Raw genomic sequence first — 24,112 nt, forward strand, 5'->3', positions numbered from 1 at the left:
AGAGTGCAGGTATGAAGCTACGAATTGTGGCAGCTTCATTAATAATGGCGCTGAGCTCACCCTTGAGTCATGCTAATTTGGCTGATGTGGGAGAGCCCGTTCCAATATATACAGAAGCTGAACTGATTAATTTAATCGAAAATAATCAACATCTAGGGCGAGTGAAAGCTGATAAGTGCCAGTTAGTTGAAGATATCGTTGCTCGTGCAACGCGTATTAGCTTGCCTTCTTATGAGTTTTTATACGGTGATATGTTGGCTTGGGGTGTGTGTGTTCCACAAGATGTCGAGCTTGGCATTTACTATATGGAAAACGCGGCACATCAAGGTTTACCCGCTGCATTAGAGCAGTTAGGTCGTTATTACTCTCGTGGTACTTTGGTACAACAAGATCAAGAGCGTGCGATTCCGTATCTACGTGAAGCAGCCTCGATGGGTAACTTAAGTGCGAGCATTCACTTAGCGGAACTCTTGTTACGTGACTACGGTAGCCCATTGGATTATGAAGATGCTTACCGTTGGTTGTATAATTCGGTAACCGCAGATCAAAGACAACACAGACGTATCACTGTGCTTCGTAGCGGTCTGGAACAGAGAATGCCAGACAATATTATTGCTCGAGCAAAACGTCGAGACGTATTCTGGTAATACCGAACAAAAAACCTGTAATGATCCCTGCACTCATTGTTACAGGAAACAAGACTTAAAAAGCCCCGCCTAATTTAGTTAGTGCGGGGCTTTTTACGTTTAGGAGGTCATGCTATTCGATTGCGAGTTTATTGAACCACCTCACCAGACTCAATCACCGTTTCACGAACAACCTTGGTGAAATCGAGTGCTTCTTGACGAATCTTATCTTCGTCTACCGTTAGCATGTCGCGATCTTGCATGATGATCTTGCCATCAACGATGGAGTGACGAACATTGCCTGAGTTAGCTGAGTACACCAGTGCTGAGTATGGGTTGTAGACTGGAACCATGTTTGGCGCCTTAGTATCGATCACTATGATGTCAGCCAGTTTGCCTGCTTCAAGAGAGCCGAGCTTATCTTCCATGTGCAGCGCTTTTGCTGCACCCATTGTCGCCATGTCGATCACTTTGATCGGCGGCATCGCAGCACGATCTTTGTTAACTAGCTTGTGAACTTTAGCGACTTGGTTGAACTCATCAATGGTGCTCAGTGTGTTACCAGACATTGGGCCATCAGTACCTAAACCGATACGCACGTTCTCGTCATACATCTTAAGGGCAGGTGATACACCTTTTGCTGACTTGATGTTAGCACTCATGTTATGAGCTACACCCATATCCGATTTCTTCACCAGTTCGATATCATGTTCGTCAACGAGGATCATGTGTGCACCCACCAAGTTCTTGTTGAGTGCGCCAATGCTGTCCATGTATTGAACCGGGGACAATCCATCAGAACGCTCTGCGATTTTCTCTTCTTCACGGTGTGATTCTGCAAGGTGAATCATTACTGGAACATCTAACTCTAGGGAGAGCTTAGATATTTTCTGCAGGATCTCTGTGGTGTTGGTGTAAGGCGCATGCGGTGCAAACGCTGGTGTGATTCGCGGGTGATCTTTGTATTCTTCAATGAAGTTCAACGCGTACTTAATGCCTTCTTCGGCGTTGGCCGCATCGGCTACAGGGAACTTAATCACCGTTTCACCTAGGATGGCACGCATACCGATCTTATCGACGGTTTTTGCGACTTCATCTTCGAAGTAGTACATGTCGGCGTAAGTTGTCACACCGCCTTTCACCATTTCAACGTTACCTAGGTTCGCACCAATGCGTACCATGTCTCGCGATACTAGCTTCTTCTCTAGCGGAAAGATGTAACGGTGCAGGCGATCTGGCACATCATCGGCTAACGAACGGAAAACTGTCATTGATACATGAGTATGGGTATTGATGAGACCTGGCATAACGATATCGCCATCAACGTCTAACACTTGCTTAGCTTGGTACTGCTTCTCTAGTGAAGCATCTCCAACCGCAATGATTTTGTTGTCTTTGACCACAACAGTACCGCTTTCATAAACCGTTTTGTCTTGGTTCATGGTTAGAACCATCGCATCGGTAATCATCAGGTCAGCCTTTTCCATTGCCGAACTTGCGAATGGGAACAGCGCTAGGCTCGCCATAGCTGAAGCCAATAAAGTGCGTTTTAGTTTCATATCATACCCAGAACAGGAGTTGGTAAAGTGCGTGGATAATAGTGTATTTCATTCATTGCGCAAACGTTTGTTTTATCGTTTGCTTGAAATTTTGATGATAATCCACGTCTATGAAGTGATGTTTCACAAAGTGAAGATATGTATCAATCTGAGGTTATTTGAGTGTTTTCTAAAGCATATCTGTAGCTTACCCCTAGCATCAGATATACTAGGGGTATATACCTTCCTTGCTTAAGCAGGCCCGCCTATGTCAAAAAACACACCAACGTCAGAAAATACGACAGCGACAACCACTGTTGATCCTTTTGCCGACCGAGAGTCGAAAAATTACGATAACCCAGTACCAAGCCGAGAGTTCATTATTTCGTTTCTAACAGACGCGAATATTCCGATGAACCGCAACGATCTATTCGAAGCTTTGGGTCTTGCTGGAGAGGAACAATATGAAGGGCTGCGTCGTCGTTTACGTGCAATGGAGCGTGATGGACAGCTTATCTTTACTCGTCGTCAGTGCTACGCATTGCCAGAGAAGATGGAACTGATCAAAGGCTATGTGATTGGTCATAAAGACGGTCATGGTTGGGTTCGCCCAGACGGCAGTGTAGGTAAAGAAAATGATATCGTGCTGCCGCATCATCAGATGAAAACCATCATGCACGGTGATTACGTATTGGTTCAGCCTACTGACAACAGTAAGCGTGGCCGTCGTGAAGGTCGCTTGGTTCGTGTGCTTGAAGAGCGTAAAACGCCACTTGTTGGTCGCTTCTTCCTAGAGTACGGCCATTCTTACGTTGTTGCTGATGATTCGCGTATTAGTCACGACATCCAGATCCCTACTGAGCATAAAGGCGGTGCTCGAATGGGTAATGTGGTTGTGATTGAAATTACGGATCGCGGTGGTCGTTCTCGTAACATGATGGGGAAAGTAACCGAAGTTCTTGGTGAAAACATGGCGCCGGGTATGGAAACGCAGATTGCGATCCGTACTCACCAGATCCCACAAGAGTGGCCTGAAGCGGTAGATAAGCAAATCGAAAACCTAGGTGAGCATGTTCCTGAAGAAGCAAAAGAAGGACGTGTAGACCTGCGTAAACTGCCATTGGTTACCATTGATGGTGAAGATGCGCGTGACTTCGATGATGCGGTTTACTGTGAAGCGAAGAAAGGCGGCGGCTGGCGTCTATGGGTAGCGATTGCTGACGTAAGTTACTACGTTCGCCCAGATACAGCGCTAGACAAAGAAGCGATTAACCGTGGTAACTCGGTATACTTCCCGTCACAAGTCGTGCCAATGCTGCCAGAAGTGCTTTCAAATGGTTTGTGTTCATTGAACCCTCAGGTAGACCGTTTATGTATGGTGTGTGAGATGACTATCTCAGACAAAGGTAAACTGTCAGGCTACAAGCACTACGAAGCGGTAATGAATTCTCATGCTCGTCTTACTTATAACAAAGTAGGCGCGATCTTAGATGGCAATGAAGAATTACGTGAGCGTTACGAACCTGAAGTACCACATCTTGAAGAGCTTCATAAGATGTATAAGGTGCTTAAGAAAACGCGTGACGAACGTGGTGCGATTGAATTTGAAACGGTAGAAACTAAGTTTATCTTCAATGCGGATCGTAAGATCGACCGTATTGAACCGGTAATTCGTAACGATGCACACAAGATCATCGAAGAGTGTATGATTCTGGCGAACATCGCATCGGCATCTTACGTAGAGAAAGCGAAAGAGCCTGCGCTGTACCGTGTTCACGAAACTCCGGGCGAAGAGCGCTTAATGGGCTTCAAGAGCTTTTTAAGTGAATTAGGTTTAACACTGGAAGGTGGTCTGTCGCCATCACCAGTAGACTATGCACAACTGATGCAACAGATTAATGAACGTGAAGATCGTGAATTAATCCAAACTATGCTGCTACGCTCAATGAAGCAAGCGGTCTACAACGCGGATAACGCGGGTCACTTTGGTTTAGCTCTTAAACGCTATGCTCACTTTACCTCGCCAATTCGTCGTTACCCAGATTTGCTATTGCACCGTGCGATTAAGTACCTTATTGCGAAAGAAGAAGGTCGTAACAGCGAACGTTGGACGCCAACTGGTGGTTACCACTACACTTTCGATGATATGGACTTCTACGGCGAGCAGTGTTCAATGACTGAACGTCGTGCTGATGACGCAACGCGTGAAGTAAACGACTGGTTGAAGTGTGAATACATGCAAGACCATGTCGGTGAGGTGATGGATGGTGTGATTGCCAACGTGACTGGTTTTGGCTTCTTTGTTCGTCTAACTGAACTGCACATTGATGGCTTGGTACACATCTCAGCGCTAGCGAATGATTACTACCAATTTGATGCTGTTGGTCAGCGTCTAGTGGGTGAAAGCTCAGGTAATATCTACCGCTTGGGTGATTCGGTTAAAGTGAAGGTTTCTGCGGTTAATTTAGAAACTCGCCAAATCGACTTTGACTTAGAAGACACTGATCGTCAGCCGCGTGGCAAAGGCAAAACAGCCAAGAAGCGTGCAGCCGAAGCGATGAAAAAGGCGAAAAGCAAGAAGCGCTCAGCAGTGAAGAGTAATAAGCCAGGTGTATCAGCGAAGCCTATGGTTGAGCCAACTAAGCGACCTGACGGAAGCAGCGAAGGCCCTGCTAAGAAGAAAAAGCCAGCGAATAAAACCGGTGCTGCTAAAGCTCGCGCTAAGAAAAAGCGTGCAGCAAGCCGTAAGCCAAAGGCTGATAACTCTTAAGACTGATAAATCTTAAGGCTAATAAGGCGCTCTGCTAATCAGGTTTAGCGCCTACTGATTTAGTGTGAAATGACTTTAATGCGAGAGTATCAGGCACAAGACGCATACTCTCGAAATGAACAACACAGAGAGGGATGCATCGGCATTGATGTCATTCTTCTCTGAGCAATAAGAGTAACTTGAGACAATGAGTAACGAATTTATTTACGGTATTCACGCGGTGAAAGCCGTACTAGAAAAAGATCCTGCACGTTTTATCGAAGCGTATGTATTGAAAGGTCGCCAAGACGAGCGTCTTCTTCCATTACTGAACCAACTGCAACAGTTTGGTGTGTCGATTCAACAGATGGGTCGTAAGCCGTTGGATGAAAAAGCACAAGGTGCGAATCACCAAGGTCTTATTGCTAAGGTGAAGCCTGCTAAGCAGCTTAATGAAACTCACCTAGACGATATCCTAGCGCAGCACGAACAGCCTTTGCTGTTAGTTCTAGACGGCGTAACAGACCCTCATAACCTAGGCGCTTGTCTACGTAACGCGGATGCCGCAGGTGTCGCTGCTGTTATCGTACCTAAAGATCGCTCTTCGCCGTTAACAGCAACGGTAAGCAAGGTTGCATGTGGCGCAGCTGAAACGGTTCCTCTAGTACGTGTAACTAACCTTGCTCGCACAATGCGTGCACTGCAAGAGCAGGGCGTATGGTTTGTGGGTACGGCAGGTGAAGCAACGCATGATATCTATCAAGCGAAGCTAACGGGTCCTCTTGCGGTAGTTATGGGTGCAGAAGGTGACGGTATGCGTCGTTTAACTCGTGAAACTTGCGATGATCTGATTAAGATTCCAATGGCAGGTAGCGTATCGAGCTTAAATGTTTCTGTGGCGTCGGGTATTTGCCTGTTCGAAGCGGTAAGACAGCGTTTAGCTCAGTAATGCGTTAACGCTGCTTTAAGTCTATGAATTTATTAGCGCTCACCACTTGCTGGTGGGCGTTTCTTTTTAGGCTGTTATAGCAAAATCCATCGGTTTGTCGGATGGCTAGATGGCGACAGAAAAACTGTTTCATTATTCACCAAATAGCGCTTGCCAATACCGGGTTCTTTCTATAACATTTGCCGTCCTTAAAACTCGGTCATTTATCTTTAGTTCCTTGCTTCCTCTGGACGACCGGGCCACTCGTGGAAGCTAATAATCCGTAAGGAGCAACCAAATGCGTCATTACGAAATCGTATTCATGGTTCACCCTGATCAAAGCGAGCAAGTTGCTGGCATGATCGAGCGTTACACTGGTTCTATCACTGAAGCTGGCGGTACTATCCACCGTCTAGAAGACTGGGGTCGTCGTCAAATGGCTTACCCAATCAACAAGCTTCACAAAGCTCACTACGTTCTTATGAACGTTGAAGCTGGTCAAGAAGTGATTGACGAGCTAGAAACTGCTTTCCGTTTCAACGATGCAGTTCTACGTAACATGATCATGCGCACTAAAGGCGCTGTGACTGAGCAATCTATTATGCTTAAGCAAAAAGAAGAGCGTGCAGAGCGTGCTCCTCGTCGCGAAGAGCGTACAGAAGCTAAACCAGAAGCAGCTGCTGAGTAATTCTTTTTTGGCTTAACGCCTTAAAAAATTCTCAACTTGTTTTAGGTCATTGATAGTTATTTCGATAATTGTGAAAGACCGCTTTACTAAATTTAAGATCAGGAGATAGCCCATGGCTCGTTTCTTCCGTCGTCGTAAATTCTGCCGTTTCACTGCAGAAGGCGTACAAGAGATTGACTACAAAGACGTAGCAACTCTTAAAAACTACATCACTGAAGCTGGTAAAATCGTACCTAGCCGTATCACTGGTACAAGCGCTAAGTACCAGCGTCAACTAGCTCGCGCTATCAAGCGTTCTCGTTACCTAGCTCTACTACCGTACACTGACAAGCATCAGTAATCGGTAATAGTTAATAATAGTTTAAGAGGACTAAGATAATGCAAGTTATTCTACTTGATAAGATCGGTAACCTAGGTGGCCTTGGCGACCAAGTAAACGTTAAATCTGGTTACGCTCGTAACTTCCTTATCCCACAGGGTAAAGCAGTTATGGCAACTAAAGACAACGTTGCTATGTTCGAAACTCGTCGTGCTGAACTAGAAGCTAAAGTTGCTGAGCAACTAGCTGCTGCTGAAGCTCGTGCAGAGAGCGTTAACACTCTAGAAGGCGTTACAATCGCTTCTAAAGCTGGTGACGAAGGTAAACTATTCGGTTCTATCGGTACTCGTGACATCGCTGACGCTATTACAGCGGCAGGTGTTGCAGTAGCTAAGAGCGAAGTACGCCTACCTGAAGGCGCTCTACGTAACATCGGCGAATTCGAAGTAAGCATCCAACTTCACTCTGAAGTTTTTGCTACTGCGAAAATCGCTATCGTTGCAGCTGAGTAATTTCAGTACCAAGACGAATTCTTTCTTTTGAAAGTTTTAAACACCAGCTTCGGCTGGTGTTTTTTTATGTCTGGAATATAGGAAAGTACAAGGAAGGGCTACAGTAGGTAAAAAGCTTACGGTGATCCATAAGCTGTTATTGCTGAACAAGTTGTTCTCAAGGTTAGAGGTGGCCTAAGATTAGAACTGGAAGAGCAAGTTGATCGATAGAACAGAGTCTTGTTTGCTTAAGCCTTCAGGCACTTTATCGTGGTACTGGCGAGAGTGAGCGATCTTCAGCGCGATATTGTCAGTAATATCGTTGATGGCTTCTAACTCAGTATCAAACTTTAGGTTACTGTGACCAGAGACAAGCGTCACGTCTGCCTTGAGCTGCAAATTCTTCAACACCTGCCATGACGTATTCACGTTGCCACGGAAAATTGCCTCTTCAACAATCTCTGGGAAGATGATGTCATCATCGTCGATCTCATCGAGGTTCGGTTCTTGGTAACGAAAACCTGGTCCCACTTCGACTTCCAACACAAACTCTTCGGTATTCGAAAACTGGTAACCCAGACCACTCGAAATTGTGTAGTCCTTAAAGTAAGCACTGTATCTCGAGTCGACTCCTTTGAAACTGCCGTAAAGGTAGGTTTTAGGGCTTAACTTGTAGTCACTCTGAGCTGAGTAAGTCGATTGCCTTTTATCTTCCTCACCATCTTTATAGAGATTGTAGTATTTCCATTCGCCACTGGTTCTATGACGACCAGCTGTATACTCACCGTTCAGGCGTGCGTTAAGCGATCGTGAATCCGAATTACCAGTATGCGACTGATATCCAAATTCGACCTCAGTCTTTAGTGGGTTAGGCAGTTCTGTATCAGCCGTATCACTTGGTGCGATATCCAACTCTTTTTCTTCAGGTGTCGGTGCAACGACGATCGGCTCAGCAGTAGTTTCTGGTACTACTATAGAGTCGAGAATAGAATCAACAGAGGTATTAGCATCAACAGAGGCTTTAGTATCATCAGCTAAGGCCAACGGAGTGATCAGGAGACCGATGCTTAGAAGACTAGAGCTCAGAAGACCAGTGCTCAGAGCCAATAATTTGGACACGCATACCTCTAGTTATACAGTGAGTGAATGGCAGGATCGTAATGCTACCCTTGGTTAATTCCGTCAGCAATAGGTAAATTCTTCCTGAAGAATAAAACAAACTCATAGGATCGGATTACAAACGGATGTTCTTGGGTATAATGAACGATCATTATTAGTTATTGAGTGTAGTCATAGTGGATACCAAAAGTCAGAAATCAGCCAACGATCAGGTGGACGCCATCAAGGTCCCGCCACATTCATTAGAAGCTGAGCAATCTGTTATTGGCGGTTTGTTATTAGATAACGAACGCTGGGATACAGTTGCCGAAAAGGTTGTGGCCAAAGACTTTTATAGCCGTCCTCACCGTCTGATCTTTGAAGCGGTAAAGGATATCCTTGAAGAAAGTTCTCCTCTGGATCTTATTACACTCTCTGAACATTTAGAGCTGCGTGAGCAACTTGAAGAAGTGGGTGGCTTTGCTTACCTTGCTGACTTAGCGAAAAACACACCAAGTGCCGCAAACATCAATGCGTATGCGGATATCGTAGCGCAACGTGCACTTGTTCGTAGCCTGATTGGTGTCGCGAATGAGATTGCTGATTCTGGTTATGACCCTCAAGGTCGTACATCGGAAGAGCTGGTTGATCTTGCTGAAAGTAAAGTCTTCGCGATTGCCGAAGGCCGTGCAAGTGAAAACGAAGGTCCACAAAACGTTGATAGCATTCTAGAGAAGACGCTAGAACGTATCGAGATCCTATACAAAACGCCGCAAGATGGTGTGACAGGTGTCGATACTGGCTTCAACGACCTCAACAAGAAAACAGCAGGTCTACAAGGCTCTGACTTAATTATTGTTGCTGCTCGTCCATCGATGGGTAAAACCACATTTGCGATGAACTTGTGTGAAAACGCGGCGATGAAGCAAGACAAACCGGTTTTAATCTTCTCGCTAGAGATGCCAGCCGAACAGCTGATGATGCGTATGCTTGCGTCACTTTCTCGCGTAGACCAAACCAAGATTCGTACTGGTCAGCTAGATGATGAAGATTGGGCTCGTATCTCGTCGAGTATGGGTATTCTTATGGATAAGAAGAATATGTATATCGATGACAGCTCGGGTCTAACGCCAACAGAAGTGCGTTCTCGTGCTCGACGTATCGCTCGTGAACACGATGGTATCTCTATGATCATGATAGATTACCTTCAATTAATGCGTGTACCTTCGTTATCTGATAACCGTACTCTTGAAATCGCCGAGATTTCTCGCTCATTGAAAGCGTTAGCAAAAGAGCTCAACGTTCCGGTTGTGGCACTTTCTCAGCTTAACCGTTCCCTAGAGCAACGTGCTGATAAGCGCCCAGTAAACTCGGATTTGCGTGAATCAGGTTCGATTGAGCAAGATGCCGATTTGATCATGTTCATCTATCGTGATGAGGTTTATAACCCAGATAGTTCCTTGAAAGGCATTGCTGAGATCATCCTTGGTAAGCAACGTAACGGTCCGATCGGTTCTGTTCGTCTTACGTTCCAAGGCCAACACTCCCGATTTGATAACTATGCAGGCCCTGCATTTGATGATGAGTAATCGCTAATGACTTACATGAAAGCGGCGACGGCGAGCATTGACTTAAACGCGCTCGAACATAACCTGAACCAGATAAAGTCGAAGGCTCCTCAGTGCAAGGTCATGTCTGTTGTGAAAGCCAATGGCTACGGACACGGCTTACTGCATATAGCCAAGCATTCAAAAAGCTCTGATGCTTTTGGTGTGGCGCGTATTGAAGAAGCGTTACAACTTCGTGCTGGTGGCATTGTTAAACCTATTTTGTTGCTGGAAGGATTTTACTCTTCGGGCGATTTGCCAATCTTGGTGACCAATAACATTCAAACGGTGGTGCATTGTGAAGAGCAATTAAGCGCGCTAGAGAATGCGGATTTGGAAACACCCGTTGTGGTATGGCTAAAAGTCGACAGTGGTATGCACCGATTAGGTGTTCGCCCTGAGCAATACCAAAACTTTGTTGAGCGTTTGCATCAATGTGCGAATGTTGCCAAACCTCTACGTTACATGAGCCACTTCGGTTGTGCTGATGAACTGGATAGAGCAACCACCGTTGAACAGACAGAGCTTTTCTTGTCGCTTACTAAAGGTTGTGAAGGGGAGCGTTCACTTGCTGCCTCTGCGGGTTTACTCGCTTGGCCAGACAGCCACCTTGATTGGGTTCGTCCGGGAATCATATCTTACGGTGTCTCTCCGTTTGTTGATAAATCAGCGCAAGAGCTGGGCTTTTTGCCGGTGATGACTCTGACTTCACACTTAATTGCGGTTCGTGATGTGAAGGCTGGTGAAAGTGTGGGTTATGGTGGTAACTGGACCAGTGAGCGTGATACCAAGGTTGGTGTTATCGCAATTGGTTACGGCGATGGTTATCCTCGTACTGCACCTAACGGTACTCCAGTGTTCGTTAACGGTCGAAAAGTACCGATCGCAGGACGTGTATCAATGGACATGCTAACGGTTGATCTAGGCCCTGATGCGGCAGATAAAGTCGGCGATGAAGCGACTCTGTGGGGTAAAGATTTACCTTCAGAAGAAGTGGCTGAACATATCGGCACTATCGCTTACGAGTTAGTCACTAAGCTGACTTCGCGTGTTGCGATGGAATATGTGAAGTAATCATGGATCTTGATAAGTAAATTATGTTCAAGCGAACGACTCGAAGCTGGCTAATGTCTGCAATGACATTACTCGGTGTCAGCTTTTCTTCTTCCGCTGTGAGTGAAGAAAAAGATTCAGCCTTTGTTCCTTTCTACTTCAGCACCGAAACCATGGGTAACACCTTTGGGGTTGCGGGTGTCGCAAAGGGTGTTTGGCAACCTCAAGCCGCTCTGTTTGGTATGGCACTCTATTCAGACAAAGACAGTTACGTCGGTTTTCTATCGGCTTTTAACTATGCCTTGTCTGAGAACGTATTGTTTAGCACTCAGATGTATCAAGCGCGCTTCAACGACAACCCGTATTACATTGGTTCTCAAGGCGATAATGATTCATCTATCGATGACAAAACCATTGCTGATGGCTTAGAGCAAAACTATCAGTTTGAGTTTAAGTATTTGCTACCTTGGGGCAACGTTGCAGAACACGGTTTACTCGGTGCTTTTCAGCCAATCAAAGATGTGAGCTTTGCTTCGCCAATCGAATCGGGTGTCAGTTCGATTCTATTTACGCCTTTTTATACTGCTCGTGAGTTGGAAGGTTTAAATAATACCGAGGAGGCAACAGGCTTTAGTTTGGCGTTTGATTGGGATAACCGTGATAGCACACGCAACCCGACCAGAGGTTCTCACACTAACCTTGAGTTCACCACTGGCGCAGAGAGTTGGTCTAACGATGACTTGTGGCTTAAGTGGACCTTCCAAAATAGCCAGTACTTTGCTTTAGGTCCTTTAGGGGACCTGTTCGATCAACAAGTTTTAGCATTTGATTTCTATACCGCTGACACGCCAACGTGGGATAACTGCTCTGGGCAAGATTGTGCTCGCCCACCAGAAACGGAGCAAGCTCGATTGGGTGGCTTGTATCGTTTACGAGGTTATACCGGAGGTCGTTATCACGGTCGCTCTGCAGTTCATTATTCTGCTGAGTACCGAGTACTTCCTGACTGGCAACCACTTGGCGATATCCCACTGATAAACTACTACGATTTGCCTTGGTGGCAATGGGTAGCGTTTGCTGAATTAGGGCGCGTTGCCGATGAGTACGACATCAAAACACTGCACTCGGACATGAAATGGAGCTTAGGTGGCGCGGTGCGTTTCCAAGTGGAAGGTATTGTTGTACGTGCTGAGTTGGCGCGAGGTGGTGACGAAGGGGCCTTTAGGGTTATGATAAACCAGCCCTTCTAAACCTTTCGGCCTACAGTAGGCCAAATACTATTTTTATAAGAGTGGTCGTGGAAACACACCACTCTTTTTTATTAACAAGATATTGTTTTTATTAAGGAGATCTTGTTTTCAAGCAGTCTACTCACCTTGCATCGTAGCAATCACAGTTCGGCTTCCACCACAATCTCGGTGCTCTCCTAAGTAAATACCCTGCCATGTTCCTAAAGCTAAACGACCATTGCTAATTGGTATTGTCACACTGGTGCCAAGTGTCGATGCTTTAATGTGGGCAGGCATGTCATCATCACCTTCATAGGTGTGTCTGTAGTAGGGCGCTCGCTCTGGGACAAACTTATTAAAGTGCGACTCCATATCGGTACGGACGGTAGGATCAGCGTTCTCGTTTAGCGTGAGGCTGGCAGAGGTATGTTGGATAAAAAGATGTAATAAACCAACAGATAGAGAATTGATATCGTGTATCTGTTGTTCAATTTCATCAGTAATGAGATGAAATCCACGCTTTCGTGCATTTAGGTGTATAGTCTTCTGAATCCACATACGCCATCCTTTATAATGTATTTGGAAAAAAAGTGGTTTAACGCTATCTTTTGAACTTGAATTTATCAGGTATCGCTCACATTTAATTATGTTAGAGCTAGAGTCTGTATCGATTCTTCTGTCAGGAAATCTAATCCTGATTTATCTCAAGGTACAGCTCTTCATATGCGGCATAATACGTCGTGAAAAAAAATTACAAAGAATCTTTCAGTGGTGACGCGGTTTGGTCATCACAGAAAAATATAAACTTTCGCCTAATCGGGGGTTCTATTCATCACCCAGGTGACGTTTAGAATAAAACCTACAGTAACATCGGGATAGATACCATGTTGAAAAATATCAACCCAACGCAAACACAAGCGTGGAAAGCTCTAACGGCACATTTTGAGTCTGCTCAAGATATGGATATGAAAGAGCTGTTTGCTCAAGATGCAAAGCGTTTCGAGAGCTTTTCTACTCGTTTCGGTTCTGACATCTTAGTGGATTACTCTAAGAACCTTATCGATGCTGAAACTATGCAGCACCTATTTGCTCTTGCGGACGAGACTGAAGTTAAGTCTGCAATCGAAGCAATGTTCGGTGGTGATGCAATCAACAAGACTGAAGGTCGTTCAGTACTTCACACTGCTCTACGTAACCGTAGCGACAAGCCAGTAATGGTTGACGGCAAAGACGTAATGCCAGCAGTTAACGCTGTACTAGCAAAAATGGAACTGTTCACACACCGCATCGTTTCTGGTGAGTGGAAAGGTTACACAGGTAAAGAGATCACTGATGTTGTAAACATCGGTATCGGCGGTTCGGATCTTGGTCCATACATGGTGACTGAAGCACTAACGCCATACAAAACTCGCCTAAACATGCACTTCGTTTCTAACGTAGATGGCACTCACATCGTTGAGACACTTAAGCCTCTTAACCCAGAAACAACGCTATTCTTAGTGGCATCTAAAACATTCACGACTCAAGAAACAATGACTAACGCGCACTCTGCACGTGATTGGTTCTTGGCTGAAGCGGGTGACAACGCACACGTAGCTAAACACTTCGCAGCACTATCAACTAACGCAACTGCGGTCGCTGAGTTTGGTATTGATACTGACAACATGTTCGAATTCTGGGACTGGGTTGGTGGTCGTTACTCACTATGGTCTGCAATCGGTCTTTCTATCTCACTATCTGTTGGCTTCGATAACTTCGTTGAGCTACTAGAAGGTGCTCACGAGATGGATAACCACTTTGCTTCAACTGAGTTTGAAAGCAACATTCCAGTAATCCTTGCGCTTATCGGTATTTGGTATAACAACTTCCACGGCGCTGAGTCAGAAGCAATTCTACCTTACGACCAGTACATGCACCGTTTTGCAGCTTACTTCCAGCAAGGCAACATGGAATCAAACGGTAAGTTTGTAGACCGTGAAGGCAACCCGGTAGAGTACCAAACAGGTCCTATCATCTGGGGCGAACCAGGTACAAACGGTCAGCACGCTTTCTACCAACTGATTCACCAAGGCACTAAGCTGATCCCATCAGACTTTATTGCTCCTGCTATCAGCCACAACCCAGCATCTGATCACCACCAGAAGTTGATGTCTAACTTCTTTGCTCAAACTGAAGCGCTTGCTTTCGGTAAGACAAAAGAGACAGTAGAAGCTGAATTCCTAGCGGCAGGCAAAACAGCAGAAGAAGCAGCTGAACTTGCGCCTTTCAAAGTGTTTGAAGGTAACCGTCCAACGAACTCAATTCTTGTTAAGCAAATCACTCCTCGCTCTTTAGGTAACCTAATCGCGATGTACGAGCACAAGATTTTCGTTCAAGGCGTAATCTGGAACATCTTCAGCTTCGACCAATGGGGTGTAGAGCTTGGTAAGCAACTAGCAAACCAAATTCTTCCAGAGCTTGCTGACGATGCTCAAGTAACCTCTCACGACAGCTCAACAAACGGTCTAATCAATGCATTTAAAGCGCTTAAAGCTTAAGACTGTTTAAGTAACACCAAGTAATAACTGTAAACGCCAACCTTTCGGTTGGCGTTTTTTATGTCCGTTGATTTTACGGCAATAAAAAAGGCTGACGTATGTACGTCAGCCTTTCGTTTTATATTTACTCGATTGTCTCTATTCGAAACAGATCTCGATGAAAGCATTACCCCATTGAGATGAGAAAGGCATGATGATGATTGCCCCATCACACTTGTGGCGAATCGTATGACCTTTACCGGAAACCACGATTGGCGTTGCCATATCGAAGTCAAAACCGCTTTCCGCAAGAATACGTTTTGCACCGCCAGTCACCATGTTAGTGATTTCACCCACCATATCGGTCACTTCTTCGTTGAGGCCGTTTGGTCGTTCACCAAGCATGTTTTCCATGATTTCGAGAGCGAGACCTTCATCAAAGGTGATCGACATAGAGCCACGAGATTGTGTACCCACCATACCAATTAGGCCGGATACATCACCACGAGCGATTTCATCTTTCTTAACTCTCGGTTTTTGTGGCTTCAATTCTAGAGAAGCCATCGTTTTTAATACGTTCATCAAAGAAGCTAAAAACGGGTTTACAAATTCAGCGCGCATAATGTTCTTCTATAATCTTATTCTTTCATCTCGGAGGAGCAAGATTGGCAAATGCCATGCGATTCAATGACATGATTCGTCAATTGAAAGCCATGCTTCTCAGCGTTACTGGCGAGTAGGGTGACAAGCGCATCGTCCTGCAGTTCTATCACAGTGCCACATTTATCGCAGATCAGTAGTTGGGAGAAATGTTTGTTGGCATTGCAAGAGCAGCAGCATATGAAGCTATTGGTTGACTCAACTCTGTGAATGAAACCTTGCTCCAACAAGAAATCCAAAGCGCGATATACTGTAGGTGGCTTGGCTTGCGGTTCACTGACTTTCAACTGCTCTAATAATTCATAAGCACTGGAGGCTTTTTTATTAGAGAGGATGAGCTCAAACACTCGCTTTCTTTGAGGTGTTAATCTAACGCCTCGCGATGCGCATATCCCTTCAACTTGCTCTATTAATGTGTGGTCCAAATTTTTCACCATTCAATCGGACATCCCTAATCAAACCTTATTTCTAGGTTACTACGTTTTGGGAGCCAATGATTTCTATTAAAGTCAGGTACAGAGCGTATTGTGACCCACGACTTTGAATAAGACAAGGTAACTCAAAATGACAGTGTGACTCAAGGCATAACTGATTAGTGAGGCTGAATTAGAGGTTTGGTGAATAGGTTTAAATAAAAAATGTGAGGTAAAGTTCATATAGCACAAACTGGGCATAGCATTTACAATAGCCGACCTTGCTTTTGCTGGGTATTCCAGCATATTTTTTTGACTCGCTACCAGGGTACTTTACCATGACACATTCATGTAGATTGTCTGTCGCTCCAATGCTCGATTGGACTGACCGCCACTGTCGTTACTTTCACCGTTTGCTTTCTCAGCAGACTCTTCTGTACACGGAAATGGTAACAACGGGCGCGATCTTACATGGTAAGGGCGACTTCCTAGAATATAACGAGCAAGAACATCCTCTTGCACTTCAACTCGGTGGTTCAAACCCGGTTGATCTTGCTGCTTGTGCCAAGCTTGCTGGTGAACGCGGTTATGATGAAGTGAATCTTAACGTAGGTTGCCCTTCAGACCGAGTTCAGAATGGTCGATTTGGTGCATGCTTGATGGCTGAGCCCGAGTTGGTGGCAGATTGTGTTTCCGCGATGAAAGAAGTCACTGATATTCCAATTACCGTGAAAACGCGTATCGGTATCGATGACCAAGACTCTTATGAGTTTCTAACTAAGTTTGTTTCGACGGTTTCTGAAAAAGGTGGCTGTGAGCAATTTACTATTCACGCGCGTAAAGCGTGGTTGAGTGGCCTTAGCCCGAAAGAGAACCGTGAGATCCCACCGCTAGATTACGATCGTGCATACCAAATCAAGAAAGATTTCTCTGATCTGGTGATTGCCGTGAATGGTGGCATTACGACTCTTGAGCAAACTAAGGAGCACTTGCAACACCTTGATGGTGTGATGATCGGTCGTGAGGCTTACCATAGCCCGTTTATCTTGGCTGAAGTTGATCAGCAGATCTTTGGTTTAGACACGCCAATTAAGAAGCGCTCACAAGTGGTTGAAGAAATGTACCCGTACATTGAGCGTGAGCTTTCAAATGGTGCAAGCTTAGGACACATCTCTCGTCATATGCTTGGTTTGTTCCAAAGCATGCCGGGCGCAAGACAATGGCGTCGCTACATCAGTGAAAACGCACATAAGAAAGGTGCAGGTATTGAAGTGATGCAAACAGCATTGGCTAAGATCCCTAAAGAGCTAAATGTTTAAGCTCCCTCTAAGTTAAAAACTTAAGGTTAAATTCGCCACTAGAGGTTAAATTTACCACTATAAGTTTCCGAAAAGCCACGCATGAAGATGTGTGGCTTTTTATTTATCTGATAAATAAGGATTTTATAGGGTTGGCACACTTGGTATGGAAGCTGCAATGTTAGAAAGTAGGAAAGATAGGTCATTAACTCATTAGGGAGACCATTATGTTTGAATTAATCTTTGTTCTTATTTTCGTCGCAACTCTACTTGTCACTGGTATCACGTTTATGACGGTATTGGCTGCAACCGGAGTAGCGTTATTAGTCATGTTGGTCTTAGGTATGATGGGCGTCGTGTTTAAGTTACTGCCTTGGTTGATCGTGATTGCAATCGGTGTGTGGTTTTTCAAAAATTTTGTACACAGTTCTAACCAGAGACGTTACTAAGGTCATCGTGCCGTCAAATCTTTACTCGTCAGCGGTTTATCGTTTTAGAATTTAAGATGTGTGGTAGAATTTTCCCCAATAATCTATGAATGTGCATACAATTAGCACTACGATATGGAATTGGAGCTATCTCAAATGAATAAAATGCCATTAATTGCTTTAGTGGGAATGCTATCTTTAAGTTCAGCAGTGTCTGCTGAAGAAGAGTTTTCTTACACGGCTAAAGTCGGTGCCGATATGTGGTGGGGAAGTACAAAGCTAAACGAAGTTAGACAAGATGATGACTCTAACTCACCTTCGTTGTATTTCGCATTTGAGCATAATGCCCCGATGCTACCAAACGCTAGCTTTCGCTATACTTCTGTTGATGCAGATTCATTGGCTTTCGATAAGTACGATTACACCTTCTATTACACGTTGTTAGATCACAAGCTGATGAACTTCGATGCGGGTGTGACGTTTACTCAGTATTCAAACTCGAATTACATCGAACCGAAAACGGGTGGCGCTCAAACAAGCTTTGATGAATTCACTTGGAGCTTCTACGGCAACGCAGAGATCAACGTTCCTGAGACCAATTTCGATATCATCGGTACGATGGAGTTCGGTGATAGCAGTGGTATTAAGAGCACTGACTTGATGGCGGGTGTTCAGTACCGAATTCCAGTATCAGAATCTGAAATTGCCCTGCGTGGTGGTTACCGTGTTATCGATTTAGATTCGGATGAGTTCTTTAGCTCAGAACTAGGTAAGAGCTTTGTTATGGTCGATGGCTGGTTTGCTGGTGCTGAAGTGCGCTTCTAGGCCATATAAAGCAAATTTAGAGCGAATTTTAAGAACGCCACTTTATTAAGTGGCGTTTTTTATATCTATTGGTTACTTGAGTATATATCTTTCTGGAATTAGTTAGCACATTCATCACTTTCGACCATCCTTAATACAGAGAGCCAATTTGCGTCTATTCTTATAAGGTCTATGTAGTGAGGTCAAAGCAAGGGATGGAATATGACACTCAATGAATTACGAAATTTATATAGAGAAAACCTGTTAGTTGAAGCCATCATAGAGCCCTCAATTCAAGAAGGGTCTTGGGTTGTGGAGTTTCGTCATATGGGGGGGGGCTTTGTTCTGCTTACTGATGTTCATGGTGAAGAATGTCATTACGCGGATTTAGACTTGGCATCTAAGTCGGCAATGGCGGTTGGCTTTCAGCAAGTACGCATTGAAAACCAGTAAGACAATTTACGTTTCAATCGGTTTTTACTTCCAAAAAGTTATAAAACATACTTTTCTATTCTTTCTTGTTATTAAAAGGAGTGGTTAATCTATCGTCACGCAATGATTAGGGATGTCGTGACCATGTCTTTAAATAAGAAAGAGTCTTCACAAAATAATAATGCACAGTCTGGGGCTAATGAGTTACCTGGGCTAGCAGCACCACTTAATGACCAACAATTGGGTCATCTTCAGCAAACTGTTTCTGAACTGTCTTCACAGCAACTGGCATGGGTCAGTGGTTACCTTTGGGGAGTGAGCCAAGCTCAGCCTGTCGGTTCTGCTGCGCCAATCGCTCAAGCGGCCGCTGCAGTAGCGGCTAAGCCAGCGGGTAAGCTCAGCATTATCTTCGCTTCTCAAACCGGTAATGCTAAAGGCGTCGCTGAATCGCTAGAGGCAGAAGCAAAAGCCTTAGGTATCGCCGTCGAGCTTTTCGATGCGAGTGATTATAAAGGTAAGAACCTAGCCAAAGAGACACACGTCATTTTCGTCGCTTCAACCAATGGTGAGGGCGAAGCCCCTGATAACGCGATTGAGTTGCATGAATTCCTACAATCGAAGAAAGCGCCAAAATTATCAAACCTACAATACGGTGTGATTGGTTTAGGTGACTCAAGCTATGAGTTCTTCTGCCAAACGGCTAAAGACTTCGATAACTTCCTCGCTAAGCTTGGTGCGAAATCGTTTGTCGATCGCCTTGATTGTGATGTTGATTACGAAGAGTCAGCAACGGAATGGCGCGCTAAAGCGTTATCACAAGTTCAAGAAACGCTATCGACAGGTGCCGAGGCTGATATCGTTCAGTTACCAGTAGGCCAAGCAGCTGCCGGTCATTCGCAATACACCAAACAAAATCCATATACAGCGACACTATTAACCAGTCAAAAGATCACGGGTCGTGACTCGGGTAAAGATGTTCGTCATATCGAGATTGATCTTGATGAGTCGGGCATTACCTACCAACCCGGCGATGCGCTAGGCGTATGGTATGAAAACAGTTCAGAACTCGCAAATCAGATTCTTTCTAAGGTTGGGTTATCGGGTATCGAAAGTGTCGATGTCGATGGTGAGAATCTATCTATCCATAGTGCGCTAGTGAGTAAATTTGAGATTACCACTTCAAACCCTCAACTTGTGACTAAGTTTGCTGAGTTATCGGGCAGCAAGAAGTTAATCAAGCTGGTGGAAGATAAAGACAAGCTTCGTGAATACGCGGGTAATACTCAAGTTGTCGATGTTTTAGCTGAGAAGAAAACTAAGCTATCGGCTGATGAGTTAATTGGCCTGTTACGTAAGCTGACACCGCGTCTCTATTCTATTGCATCAAGCCAAGCAGAAGTAGATGAAGAAGTTCACTTGACGGTTGGTTTGGTTGAATACCAAAAAGGCGAAGAGTCTCGTTTAGGCGGAGCTTCTAGCTTCTTAGCTCAACGTCTTGAAGAGGGTGGTGAAGTGAAGGTGTTTGTTGAGAACAACAATAACTTCAAATTACCACAAGACGACAATACACCAATCATCATGGTCGGCCCGGGTACCGGTATCGCACCGTTCCGCAGTTTTGTTCAAGAGCGTGAAAACAATGATGCTGAAGGAAAAAGCTGGTTGTTCTTTGGTGACCGTACCTTTACTCAAGATTTCTTATACCAAGTTGAATGGCAAAAGTACCTCAAGTCTGGCGCGCTAACTAAGCTCGATGTTGCCTTTAGCCGTGACCAAAAAGAAAAGGTTTATGTTCAGGACCGTTTAATCGAACAAGCAGAGCAGGTGTGGCAATGGCTGCAAGAGGGCGCGTACCTCTATGTCTGTGGCGATGCGACTCGAATGGCTAAAGATGTTCATGAAGCGTTAGTTTCGATAGCGGAAAAGCATGGCAACCTGAGCCGCGAGCAAGCTGAACAATATATTAATGATTTACGTAAAGCGAAACGTTACCAAAGGGATGTGTACTAATGAGCAAGCAAGTAATAGAGCAAGAAGTGCTAGGTCAAGTACTTGGACCTTTGGCTGACAATGAGCGTCTTAAGCGTGAAAGTAATAACCTACGCGGTACGATTGAACAAGATCTCCAAGACCGCATAACAGGTGGCTTTACTGCTGATAACTTTCAGTTGATTCGTTTCCACGGTATGTATCAACAAGACGACCGTGATATTCGTAACGAACGTACCAAACAAAAGCTCGAACCGTTACATAACGTCATGCTTCGTGCTCGTATGCCTGGTGGCATCATTACCCCTAAGCAGTGGTTGGCGATTGATAAGTTCGCAGACGAAAGTACCTCTTACGGTTCAATTCGTCTAACAACTCGTCAAACGTTTCAGTTCCACGGTGTCTTGAAGCCGAACATTAAGTTGATGCACCAAACGCTAAATAGCATTGGCATTGATTCAATTGCGACAGCGGGTGATGTAAACCGAAATGTTCTATGTACGACAAACCCGGTTGAATCTGAACTTCATCAAGAAGCTTACGAGTGGGCGAAAAAGATCAGTGAACATCTATTACCGAAGACTCGTGCTTATGCAGAAATCTGGTTAGATGGTGAAAAACTAGAAACAACGGATGAAGAACCTATCCTTGGTAGCAACTACCTACCGCGTAAGTTCAAGACGACGGTTGTCATTCCTCCGCAAAATGATGTGGACGTCCATGCTAACGATCTTAACTTTGTTGCTATTGCTGAAGACGGAAAGCTGGTGGGCTTTAATGTGTTAGTCGGTGGCGGTCTTGCTATGACACATGGTGATACCTCTACTTATGCACGTAAAGCTGACGACTTTGGTTTTGTGCCATTAGATAAAACGTTAGATGTAGCAGCGGCGGTGGTAACGACTCAGCGTGACTGGGGTAACCGTTCAAACCGTAAGAATGCAAAAACCAAATACACACTAGACCGTGTTGGTATTGATGTATTCAAAGCAGAAGTAGAAAAGCGTGCAGGCGTAGAATTTTCTGAAAGCCGTCCTTATGAGTTTACTGGCCGTGGTGATCGCATTGGTTGGGCGGAAGGCATTGATGGTAAGCACCACTTGGCGTTATTCATCGAGAATGGTCGTTTACTTGATTTTCCGGGTAAAGCTCTGAAAACAGGTGTTGCTGAAATAGCGAAGATCCACAAAGGTGACTTCCGCATGACAGCGAACCAAAACCTAATTGTTGCAGGTGTACCTAAGAGCCAAAAGGCAAAAATTGAAAAGCTGGCACGTCAATACGGTCTGATGGATGATGCCGTTTCCGAGCAGCGTAAAAACTCAATGGCTTGTGTGGCATTCCCAACATGTCCTTTAGCAATGGCTGAAGCTGAGCGTTTTCTTCCTGAGTTTGTAACGGATGTTGAAGACATTCTGAAGAAACATGGATTACCAGAAGAAGATAACATCATCCTTCGTATTACGGGTTGTCCAAACGGTTGTGGTCGTGCAATGTTGGCTGAGCTTGGTTTAGTCGGCAAGGCTCCGGGGCGTTACAACATGCACTTAGGTGGCAACAAAGCCGGAACTCGTATCCCTAAGATGTATAAAGAGAACATCACTTCAGCTCAGATCTTAGAAGAGATTGATTCGCTGGTGGGACGTTGGGCTACGGAACGTAACGACAATGAAGGGTTCGGTGATTTTACAATCCGAGCTGGCATCATCGAAGAGGTGATAATTTCAAAGAGGGATCTGCATGCATAATTCTGTCGCTTCAAAACTGAAGTTAGCAGAGCTACTCGCATTGACTAAGACGGAGCAAATACTTCGTCTTGGACAAATCAACGCAGAGTTAGAGCAGCTAACCGCATTAGAAAGAGTTAAGTGGGCTTTAGATAATTTAGAAGGGACACATGTTGTGTCTTCTAGTTTCGGAATCCAAGCAGCATTGATGTTGCACCTAGTGACCCAAGCAAAACCAGATATTCCGGTTATTTTGACTGACACAGGGTATCTATTTCCGGAGACCTATCGCTTTATTGATGAGTTAAGTCAGAAGTTGACTCTAAACCTTCAAGTCTTTCGCGCCCAACAGAGCCCTAATTGGCAAGAAGCGCAATATGGAAAACTTTGGGATCAAGGTATAGAAGGGATAGAGAAGTACAACAAGCTTAATAAAGTTGAACCGATGAGAAGAGCGTTGGATGAGCTCGAGGCTGGGACATGGTTTTCCGGTTTAAGAAGAGAGCAATCTCAATCGCGTGCAAATTTGCCAATCTTATCTATCCAAAATGGTGTGTTTAAATTTTTGCCGGTAATCGATTGGACGAATAAAGATGTTCACTATTACCTAGAAGAGCATGGTCTCGCTTATCACCCGCTTCGAGAGCAGGGTTACCTTTCTGTTGGAGATACACATACAACTAAGAAGTGGGAACCGGGTATGACTGAAGAGGAAACTCGTTTTAATGGGTTGAAACGCGAATGTGGTCTCCATGAAGATGATGGAGAGCAATATGGTTCTGGGATTTAGACTCGTTGCCATTTAAAAAGCTGCCATGAGGCAGCTTTTTTGTTTTCTAGGATGAAAATTAGATCAATTGTGGATAAGTCTGTGGTTATTTTGTAAGTACTCTGTAGTTAAACTTGCACAAATAAGGCTTTGAGTGTTTATTCGCCATGTGATCGTTATTTTTGCATCTTTCTTTAATAAACACTTGCCAATGTGATGAACATCTCTATAATGCCGCCTCACTGACACGGCAGACGCCACAAGGCTTCAGCGCAGAATGTTAGTAAGGCAACTAGCTTTAAGCGATAATTCGCTCCTACTTTTAGAAAGTAGAAATTAATTTGCAAAAGTGTTTGACACTGAGAATTAAATCGCTAGAATGGCCGCCTCTTCCGAAGTGATGTAAGTCACAACGAAGAGAAGCTCTTTAACAATTTAAACCTATCAATCTGTGTGGGCACTCGTTGATGAATATCAAAACGTTTTATCTTCTCTTTTAATTAAGAGAAGTAAAACAGATTCCTCGGAATCAACTTTGGTTTCAATGAACTGAGTGACCAATACGAATAACTACTTTCTCTTGTAGAAAGAAAGTATTTGGCACAGTCAATTCATTATCTTTCTGTTGGAAAGATAATAGCTTTAGAATTACTTTTTGTAGTTTTGAAGTCAGTATTCATTGAGCCGACAAAATCTTAAATTGAAGAGTTTGATCATGGCTCAGATTGAACGCTGGCGGCAGGCCTAACA

22 protein-coding genes are annotated in these 24,112 nt (G+C 44.6%); 17 read left to right on the plus strand and 5 right to left on the minus strand.

The window, feature by feature from the left end; translation table 11 throughout:
* The first annotated feature begins 11 nt into the window (after positions 1-11).
* The gene (locus tag ACED41_RS18925; protein ID WP_371725463.1) at positions 12-647 is read left to right on the plus strand and encodes a tetratricopeptide repeat protein; all 636 of its coding nucleotides are present in this window, start codon (positions 12-14) and stop codon (positions 645-647) included.
* A 128-nt stretch (positions 648-775) separates the two neighbouring features.
* Here ACED41_RS18925 and ACED41_RS18930 read toward each other — a convergent pair whose 3' ends face one another.
* A complete protein-coding gene (locus ACED41_RS18930) occupies positions 776-2,185 on the minus strand; it encodes an amidohydrolase (RefSeq protein WP_371725464.1) in 1,410 nt (469 codons plus the stop codon).
* A 247-nt stretch (positions 2,186-2,432) separates the two neighbouring features.
* Here ACED41_RS18930 and rnr point away from each other — a divergent pair, with 247 nt between their 5' ends.
* The 5 genes from rnr (at position 2,433) to rplI (ending at position 7,360) form a co-directional block, all read left to right on the plus strand.
* Positions 2,433-4,934: a ribonuclease R gene (gene rnr / locus ACED41_RS18935; protein WP_017065626.1), complete on the plus strand. Its 2,502-nt coding sequence runs from the start codon at positions 2,433-2,435 to the stop codon at positions 4,932-4,934.
* A gap of 187 nt (positions 4,935-5,121) precedes the next feature.
* Entirely contained in the window at positions 5,122-5,862 is a 741-nt protein-coding gene (rlmB, locus tag ACED41_RS18940) for a 23S rRNA (guanosine(2251)-2'-O)-methyltransferase RlmB (RefSeq protein WP_017063180.1), read from the plus strand.
* A 277-nt stretch (positions 5,863-6,139) separates the two neighbouring features.
* Positions 6,140-6,529: a 30S ribosomal protein S6 gene (gene rpsF / locus ACED41_RS18945; RefSeq protein ID WP_004741278.1), complete on the plus strand. Its 390-nt coding sequence runs from the start codon at positions 6,140-6,142 to the stop codon at positions 6,527-6,529.
* Between the two features lie 112 nt (positions 6,530-6,641).
* Positions 6,642-6,869 (plus strand): 30S ribosomal protein S18, encoded by a 228-nt coding sequence (gene rpsR / locus ACED41_RS18950; protein WP_000090472.1) that lies wholly within the window; start codon positions 6,642-6,644, stop codon positions 6,867-6,869.
* A gap of 38 nt (positions 6,870-6,907) precedes the next feature.
* The gene (rplI, locus tag ACED41_RS18955; RefSeq protein ID WP_010434182.1) at positions 6,908-7,360 is read left to right on the plus strand and encodes a 50S ribosomal protein L9; all 453 of its coding nucleotides are present in this window, start codon (positions 6,908-6,910) and stop codon (positions 7,358-7,360) included.
* A gap of 180 nt (positions 7,361-7,540) precedes the next feature.
* Here the strand turns inward: rplI and ACED41_RS18960 are convergent, their stop codons facing one another.
* A complete protein-coding gene (locus ACED41_RS18960; RefSeq protein ID WP_371725465.1) occupies positions 7,541-8,458 on the minus strand; it encodes a DUF481 domain-containing protein in 918 nt (305 codons plus the stop codon).
* Positions 8,459-8,634: 176 nt separating this feature from the next.
* On the opposite strand from ACED41_RS18960, the gene ACED41_RS18965 reads away from it, so the two are divergent.
* Genes ACED41_RS18965 through ACED41_RS18975 form a run of 3 tightly spaced genes read left to right on the plus strand, consistent with a single transcriptional unit; the run spans position 8,635 to position 12,347 of the window.
* On the plus strand, positions 8,635-10,026 hold the full coding sequence (locus ACED41_RS18965) for a replicative DNA helicase (protein WP_016767560.1): 1,392 nt from the start codon (positions 8,635-8,637) through the stop codon (positions 10,024-10,026).
* Positions 10,027-10,032: 6 nt separating this feature from the next.
* Entirely contained in the window at positions 10,033-11,118 is a 1,086-nt protein-coding gene (gene alr / locus ACED41_RS18970) for an alanine racemase (protein ID WP_102333448.1), read from the plus strand.
* Between the two features lie 23 nt (positions 11,119-11,141).
* Positions 11,142-12,347: a BamA/TamA family outer membrane protein gene (locus ACED41_RS18975; protein ID WP_017059937.1), complete on the plus strand. Its 1,206-nt coding sequence runs from the start codon at positions 11,142-11,144 to the stop codon at positions 12,345-12,347.
* Between the two features lie 117 nt (positions 12,348-12,464).
* Here ACED41_RS18975 and ACED41_RS18980 read toward each other — a convergent pair whose 3' ends face one another.
* Positions 12,465-12,884, minus strand: a complete 420-nt coding sequence (locus tag ACED41_RS18980; protein WP_017059938.1) for a secondary thiamine-phosphate synthase enzyme YjbQ — start codon at positions 12,882-12,884, stop codon at positions 12,465-12,467.
* A 326-nt stretch (positions 12,885-13,210) separates the two neighbouring features.
* Here ACED41_RS18980 and pgi point away from each other — a divergent pair, with 326 nt between their 5' ends.
* Positions 13,211-14,863 carry a glucose-6-phosphate isomerase gene (pgi, locus tag ACED41_RS18985; RefSeq protein ID WP_371725466.1) on the plus strand — a complete coding sequence of 551 codons (1,653 nt, stop codon included), beginning with the start codon at positions 13,211-13,213 and terminating at the stop codon, positions 14,861-14,863.
* Between the two features lie 138 nt (positions 14,864-15,001).
* On the opposite strand, the gene ACED41_RS18990 is transcribed toward pgi, so the two are convergent.
* Both ACED41_RS18990 and zur read right to left on the minus strand, forming a co-directional pair.
* Positions 15,002-15,463 carry a chemotaxis protein CheX gene (locus ACED41_RS18990; protein ID WP_017059940.1) on the minus strand — a complete coding sequence of 154 codons (462 nt, stop codon included), beginning with the start codon at positions 15,461-15,463 and terminating at the stop codon, positions 15,002-15,004.
* Between the two features lie 17 nt (positions 15,464-15,480).
* Positions 15,481-15,939 carry a zinc uptake transcriptional repressor Zur gene (zur, locus tag ACED41_RS18995; protein WP_017059941.1) on the minus strand — a complete coding sequence of 153 codons (459 nt, stop codon included), beginning with the start codon at positions 15,937-15,939 and terminating at the stop codon, positions 15,481-15,483.
* Between the two features lie 314 nt (positions 15,940-16,253).
* Between zur and dusA the strand changes: the two genes are divergently transcribed.
* The 7 genes from dusA to ACED41_RS19030 all read left to right on the plus strand — a co-directional run bounded on the left by dusA (position 16,254) and on the right by ACED41_RS19030 (position 23,383).
* Complete coding sequence (gene dusA, locus ACED41_RS19000; RefSeq protein ID WP_017063186.1) at positions 16,254-17,234, plus strand: tRNA dihydrouridine(20/20a) synthase DusA; 981 nt, start codon at positions 16,254-16,256, stop codon at positions 17,232-17,234.
* Positions 17,235-17,440: 206 nt separating this feature from the next.
* Complete coding sequence (gene pspG, locus ACED41_RS19005; protein WP_017059950.1) at positions 17,441-17,662, plus strand: envelope stress response protein PspG; 222 nt, start codon at positions 17,441-17,443, stop codon at positions 17,660-17,662.
* A 135-nt stretch (positions 17,663-17,797) separates the two neighbouring features.
* On the plus strand, positions 17,798-18,466 hold the full coding sequence (locus ACED41_RS19010) for a TIGR04219 family outer membrane beta-barrel protein (protein ID WP_136974911.1): 669 nt from the start codon (positions 17,798-17,800) through the stop codon (positions 18,464-18,466).
* 201 nt (positions 18,467-18,667) lie between these two features.
* Positions 18,668-18,898 (plus strand): hypothetical protein, encoded by a 231-nt coding sequence (locus ACED41_RS19015; protein ID WP_004735813.1) that lies wholly within the window; start codon positions 18,668-18,670, stop codon positions 18,896-18,898.
* Positions 18,899-19,021: 123 nt separating this feature from the next.
* Complete coding sequence (locus ACED41_RS19020; RefSeq protein ID WP_371725467.1) at positions 19,022-20,887, plus strand: assimilatory sulfite reductase (NADPH) flavoprotein subunit; 1,866 nt, start codon at positions 19,022-19,024, stop codon at positions 20,885-20,887.
* Positions 20,887-22,614, plus strand: coding sequence for an assimilatory sulfite reductase (NADPH) hemoprotein subunit (gene cysI / locus ACED41_RS19025; protein ID WP_017069028.1), 1,728 nt, complete (start codon positions 20,887-20,889; stop codon positions 22,612-22,614). The genes ACED41_RS19020 and cysI overlap by 1 nt, the downstream gene beginning before the upstream one ends.
* The gene (locus ACED41_RS19030; protein ID WP_371725468.1) at positions 22,607-23,383 is read left to right on the plus strand and encodes a phosphoadenylyl-sulfate reductase; all 777 of its coding nucleotides are present in this window, start codon (positions 22,607-22,609) and stop codon (positions 23,381-23,383) included. Before cysI ends, ACED41_RS19030 begins: the two co-directional genes overlap by 8 nt.
* Positions 23,384-24,112 lie beyond the last annotated feature (729 nt).

It is taken from the genome of Vibrio sp. 1F255, assembly GCF_041439145.1.
Classification (GTDB): Bacteria; Pseudomonadota; Gammaproteobacteria; order Enterobacterales; family Vibrionaceae; genus Vibrio; species Vibrio crassostreae_C.